A 5,482-nucleotide genomic window follows, 5' to 3' on the forward strand; every position below is an offset into this window, starting at 1 on the left:
CCGGTAAACCAAAGCACAAAGGCGCGGTGGTTGTGCGCTTTTTCCCTGTCCTGCCGGGTAGTGGCATATTCGTGCCTGATGATGTTATTTGCCATATTCTTCTGTTTTATTTCTGTGGCTCAAGCCAAAGTTGATGCGATACCACGCCCGCTCGTGCAGGTAATACAAAATCATTTTGGTGAGCAATTCAGCAATACCTATTTTGACACCAATGAGCGGGTTTCCGGTGATAATCCAGGATATCAGCATCGTATCCATTGTACCCACTGCCCTCCAGGTAACGGTTTTGGCAAGGTGTCGTTTCCGGCTTTCCCGCAGGATACCGTCTCTGGTTATATTGATTTTAAACCAAACCCTTTCGTGAAGATAATACAAAAGCATTTTAGTGAGTACTTCAGCAAAACCAATCTTCACCCCAATTAATGGGTCGCCGGAAATGATCCACGCAAGCAGCATGGTATCCAGTGTGCCTATTATCCGCCAAGTGACAGCTTTTAATGCGTGTCGTTTATGTGAGTTATCCCTCATTGCTTACTAAAAAATGATTGTTGAGTAGGTTTTCCTTGTTGTATTGCATTTCAATTCCGGTGGTCATATCCTTCACAGTAACGCCTACAGCCTTACAAATGGCATGGCCGGCTGCTGTGTCCCATTCCATAGTTGGGGCAAAACGCGGGTACACATCGGCCTTGCCTTCGGCGATGAGGCAGAGTTTCAGGGAGCTCCCTTTGGAAACGATTTCGATAACCTTTCCCTTGTCTTTCAATTGTTCCATAAACGCCAGCGTTTCATCATTCATATGTGAGCGGCTGCCCACTACACGTATTTTTGAAGGGTGTGACTTTGGCAGTATGGATTCTGCTTTCGCGAAAAGGGCTTCAGTATTGGTATCTCCTGCTGTGGACACTTTATAGGCTTTTCCTTCTTCCACAATTGCAAAATACAACAGTTTTTCCGCAGGAACCAGAATAACGCCCATCACAGGAATGCCTTTTGTGACCAAAGCAATATTGACCGTAAATTCATCATTTTTCTTTACAAACTCCTTCGTTCCGTCAAGGGGGTCAACAATCCAGCAGGTTTCCCAGGTTTTTCGTGTTTCAAATGGAAGTTGTGCACTTTCTTCGCTTATGATAGGAAATGGTGTTTGCTTGAGTAGATTGACTATCGCTGTGTTTGCTGCGAGGTCTGCTTCGGTGAGTGGTGAAGCATCATCTTTAAATTCGACCTCAAAATCGCGGCTGTAGATGTTCATGATTTCTTTTCCGGCGAGGAGTGCAGCTTCTATGGCTGTTTTGAGGTATGGGCGCATTGAAATAATGTTTTTACAAATGTATTATAATCTGAAGTTTTTGAGGGTGTTTTGGGTTTAAAAAAAGGTTTTGAAGTATTTGAAGTGGTGTCCCGCAGATTTCGCGGATGTTCGCAGATTTTGAGCGCATATATTTTATTACACAGGGTGGCACAGAGAAGTGCGGAGTTTCACAGAGAATTTTCAACACTTACATTTTTGTCATCATTTTTGCGAAAAGGGAAATTCCAAATAGTGCAGTTACGCCCGGTGCTCACCCCCCGACCCCCTAAAGGGGGAGGACATCGCGCAGAAAAGACTTCGTGGTCAAAAATCTCACATCTAAAATCTAACTTCATTATCTTTACCCCCTTAAAACAGCACCCATGTCCCACCATCCCGATTCCACACGTTTAAACAAAGCCATTAGTGACAGTGGATATTGTTCCCGCAGACAGGCTGATAGCTTGATTGAGCAAGGTATGGTCGCTGTAAACGGAATCATTTCAGGTCTGGGCGACCGGGTAATGCCTGGGGATGAAGTTACTATCAATGGAAAACCCCTAAAGGCTTCTGAAAAGGAGGTTTTTATAGCATTCAACAAGCCTGTGGGCATCACCTGCACGACCGACCGTCATATTGAAGGCAACATCGTCGACTATATCAACCACCCGGAACGGATTTTCCCCATCGGGCGGCTGGACAAGCCTTCTGAGGGTTTGATTTTTTTGACCAATGACGGTGATATTGTCAATAAAATACTCCGCGCCGGAAACCAGCACGAAAAGGAATACATCGTTACCGTTGACCGCCCCATTACTGAAGATTTTGTGATGCGGATGAGCAATGGGATACCCATCTTGGACACGGTTACCAAAAAATGCAAGGTAGAGCGCATCAGCCGGTTTGTATTTCGGATTGTATTGATACAGGGATTGAACCGACAGATACGCAGAATGTGTGAATATCTGGGTTATGAAGTGACTGCCCTGAAGCGCATCAGGATCATGAATGTGGATTTGGACAAACTGCCGGTTGGTCAATGGCGTGACCTGACCAAAGAAGAGCTGGACACTATCAAAAATATGGTTCAGGATTCCAAAAAAACAGCTGCAGCGGAAAATCCCAAGACCAATGAAAAACCTTTAAAGAGCCGAAGTTCGAAAAAAAATAAGTCCTAAAAAAAAGACTGCCCCCCGATTGCGAAGGGGACAGTCCAACTAACTAACCAACCAAATTATTGTTTATCCGCCGAAGGCGGATAAATTATGAAACTGCAATCATTCTCTTTGGCTTTTGTTTACTATCCTCGCGTTTGGGCACTTTAATGCTCAACACGCCATTGTTGTAAACCGCCTTAATTTTTTCTTGTTCTACTGTTTCGGGCAGTGTAAACGCTCTTTTAAAAGCTGTGTAGTTAAACTCTTTGCGAGTGTAACGGCCATCGTTTGAAGTTTCTTCATTTTCAGATTTCTCTTCGGAGGAAATGGTCAGTACATTCTGATCCAGTTCGATGTTGAAATCTTCTTTTTTCTTTCCCGGAACTGCTACCTCAACTTGAAAGTCGTCAGCAGTTTCCTTGATGTTCACGGCAGGCAATGTGCTTCCAAAAGTGGACACATCTGCCAAGCGGCTGTCATTAAATAAATCTTCAAAAATGGATGGCAGCCAGCTGTCCTGATTTCTTTTGATTAAACTCATAACATTTAATTTTTAGGTTAGACATTTCTTTTATCTAAACCTTACAATGCAAAATGAGTTCCATTTACAAAAATAAGTCACAATGTCTTGATTTTGTGTTAATAAGGTGCCAAAATGTCAATTGAAAATCATAAAAAAATCCCGGATAAATCAACCCGGGATTTGAAAGTATTGTAAACAGTAGTATTTGCTTATGATAGCACTTCCTGAACCTTGTCAGCTGCTTCCTGAAACTCGATGGCAGAGAGTACATTCAATCCGCTGTTGTCGATAAGTTCTTTTGCTATATCGGCATTGGTTCCTTGTAGCCTGACAATTATCGGCACATTGATTTCACCGATGTTTTTGTAAGCATCAACAATGCCTTGTGCCACACGGTCACAACGAACGATACCTCCAAAGATGTTCACCAGTATGGCTTTTACTTTAGGGTCTTTTAAAATCAATTTAAAGGCTGATTCCACGCGCTCGGCATCGGCTGTTCCTCCAACGTCAAGGAAGTTGGCTGGCTCACCTCCTGCTTGCTTGATTAAATCCATGGTTGCCATTGCGAGTCCGGCACCGTTTACCATACAGCCCACGTTTCCGTCAAGGTCCACATAGCTAAGCCCTTTGGCCCTTGCTTCAACCTCTATCGGGTTTTCTTCGCGCAGGTCGCGCATTTCAGCATAGTCTTTATGACGGAATAAGGCATTTTCGTCCAATGTTACTTTCGCATCAACTGCAATAATCCTGTTGTCACTAGTTTTTAATACGGGGTTGATTTCAAATAAAGAAGAATCTGATTTATCGTAAGCCGTATAAAGTGCCGTAACAAACCTGGTCATTTCTTTAAAGGCTTTGCCCTCAAGACCCAGGTTAAAGGCTACTTTTCTGGCTTGAAAAGGCATAATGCCCACTGCAGGGTCAATTTCTTCCGTGAAGATTAAGTGTGGGGTTTCTTCGGCTACGGTTTCAATGTCCATTCCCCCTTCGGTAGAATACATAATCATATTTTTTCCGGTAGCACGGTTTAGCAGAACGCTCATATAGATTTCGCTGGGCTCACTTTCCCCGGGCCCGTAAACGTCTTCAGCAACCAGCACCTGGTGCACACGCTTTCCTTCGGCTGATGTTTGAGGAGTAATCAAGTCCATCCCGATAATTTGTCCGGCGATGTCTTCAACGTGCTCAATGCCTTTGGCCAGTTTCACCCCGCCGCCTTTTCCACGGCCACCGGCGTGAACTTGTGCTTTGATGACAAACCAGCTTGTTCCGGTTTCTTCAGTTAGTCTATTGGCAACTTCAACAGCTTCCTGTGGGGTTTGAGCCACATAACCGCGCTGGATTTCAACGCCAAAACTGTTTAATATCTGTTTTCCTTGATACTCGTGTAGATTCATAATGAAGCGTTTCTCGTTTTGTGAATTTAAGGTGCAAAAGTAACAAAAGCTAGGGAGTGTAGCAATGTTTTTTCTATTTTAAAACAGCACTTTTATGAAAGTTTTTTATTTAAATGTCCTTTGGGTTGAATACTTTTGCAAACTTATAAATGAATTAATTTTAACCTTAAAAAAATGACAAATCAAGACCTTTTAAAAATTGCTCAGGACTTTGGAAGTCCGGTTTATGTGTATGATGCCGAGAAAATAGCTTCTCAGTATAAACGTTTAACATCAGCATTTAAAAAGGTCAAACAGGTTAAGTTTCATTATGCCATAAAGGCCAACAACAATATTTCGGTTTTGAAATTCCTTCAAAGCCTGGGTGCAGGGCTTGATACGGTTTCCATTCAGGAAGTGCAGTTGGGTCTTAAGGCCGGTTTTCAGCCCGCTGATATTATTTTTACTCCCAACGGGGTTTCTCTTGAAGAAATTGAAGCCGTTACCGAAATGGGCGTACAAATCAACATTGACAACCTGTCGATCCTTGAGCAATTTGGTGGCAAACACCCAAATGTTCCTGTATGCCTAAGAATCAACCCACACGTGATGGCGGGTGGCAACACCAATATTTCTGTGGGGCATATCGATTCCAAGTTCGGGATTTCCATTCACCAAATGCCCTTGTTATTGCGCATCGTCGAAAATACCGGCATGAACATCAACGGCATACATATGCACACCGGAAGTGATATCCTGGACATTGATGTGTTCCTCTATGCCAGCGAAATTTTATTTGATGCTGCCAAAAACTTTAAAACCCTCGAATTTATAGACTTTGGCAGCGGATTTAAAGTGCCTTATAAGCCGGGTGATATCGAAACAAACGTAGAAGAATTGGGTAAGAAACTCAGCAAACGCTTTAATGAATTTTGCACAGAATATGGCAAAGAATTGACCCTAGCATTTGAACCCGGAAAGTTTCTGGTAAGTGAAGCCGGGAAATTTCTTGTAAAGGTGAATGTAATCAAACAAACCACCTCAACGGTTTTCGCTCAGGTGGACAGCGGTTTTAACCACCTCATCCGCCCGATGTTTTACGGAGTTACGCATTATATTGAGAACATTT

Annotated in this window: 6 protein-coding genes; 2 read left to right on the forward strand and 4 right to left on the reverse strand. The window is 43.1% G+C overall.

The genetic code is table 11. The annotated features are described in order from the left end of the window. Positions 1-84: 84 nt before the first annotated feature. Complete coding sequence (locus AC6F75_RS08580; protein WP_500714594.1) at positions 85-528, reverse strand: DUF2061 domain-containing protein; 444 nt, start codon at positions 526-528, stop codon at positions 85-87. After that, positions 518-1,312: a 3'(2'),5'-bisphosphate nucleotidase CysQ gene (gene cysQ, locus AC6F75_RS08585; RefSeq protein WP_500714595.1), complete on the reverse strand. Its 795-nt coding sequence runs from the start codon at positions 1,310-1,312 to the stop codon at positions 518-520. The genes AC6F75_RS08580 and cysQ overlap by 11 nt, the downstream gene beginning before the upstream one ends. 365 nt (positions 1,313-1,677) lie before the next feature. Here cysQ and rluF point away from each other — a divergent pair, with 365 nt between their 5' ends. Continuing rightward, on the forward strand, positions 1,678-2,472 hold the full coding sequence (gene rluF / locus AC6F75_RS08590) for a 23S rRNA pseudouridine(2604) synthase RluF (protein WP_500714596.1): 795 nt from the start codon (positions 1,678-1,680) through the stop codon (positions 2,470-2,472). An 85-nt stretch (positions 2,473-2,557) separates the two neighbouring features. Here rluF and AC6F75_RS08595 read toward each other — a convergent pair whose 3' ends face one another. Next, positions 2,558-2,992: an Hsp20 family protein gene (locus AC6F75_RS08595; protein ID WP_500714597.1), complete on the reverse strand. Its 435-nt coding sequence runs from the start codon at positions 2,990-2,992 to the stop codon at positions 2,558-2,560. 191 nt (positions 2,993-3,183) lie between these two features. Next, positions 3,184-4,374 (reverse strand): ADP-forming succinate--CoA ligase subunit beta, encoded by a 1,191-nt coding sequence (gene sucC, locus AC6F75_RS08600; protein ID WP_500714598.1) that lies wholly within the window; start codon positions 4,372-4,374, stop codon positions 3,184-3,186. Positions 4,375-4,548: 174 nt separating this feature from the next. On the opposite strand from sucC, the gene AC6F75_RS08605 reads away from it, so the two are divergent. Continuing rightward, positions 4,549-5,482 (forward strand): diaminopimelate decarboxylase (locus AC6F75_RS08605; protein ID WP_500714599.1); only part of this gene is annotated, 934 nt, incomplete at its 3' end.

This window comes from Planktosalinus sp. (assembly GCF_059864935.1).